This window comes from Pseudomonas sp. Larv2_ips, assembly GCF_963879675.1.
GTDB lineage: Bacteria > Pseudomonadota > Gammaproteobacteria > Pseudomonadales > Pseudomonadaceae > Aquipseudomonas.
In genome coordinates this window covers 1-321 of sequence record NZ_CAWOAW010000042.1, presented here as the reverse complement: position 1 = coordinate 321, position 321 = coordinate 1, and the positions used below count along the sequence as shown (strand labels likewise).

The 321-nt window shown below is 55.8% G+C and carries 1 pseudogene; it reads right to left on the bottom strand.

Annotation, left to right across the window (positions count from 1 at the left end):
• Window positions 1–103: 103 nt before the first annotated feature.
• Window positions 104–321 (bottom strand): annotated as a pseudogene (locus AACV02_RS30085) (hypothetical protein); the annotation flags it as partial.

Sequence of the window (321 nt, the reverse complement as noted above, 5' to 3'; positions counted from 1 at the left end):
CACCTTTGACCGAGTGCAAACGACACCCATCTATCTGATTCACAGAAATCCAAATGTGGGAGCGGGCTTGCTCGCGAAGGCGGTGGTTCAGTCAGCTCATGTGTCACTGACCCACCGCCTTCGCGAGCAAGCCCGCTCCCACAAGTTGACCGAGTTCAGCCTCCACCACTGCACTGCTTTGCTTTTCTGTGGGAGCTGGCTTGCCTGCGATGCAGACAACTCGGTCTATCAGGCACAACCAGCTGATGCCATCGCAGGCAAGCCAGCTCCCACCTTTGACCGAGTGCAAACGACACCCATCTATCTGATTCACAGAAATCC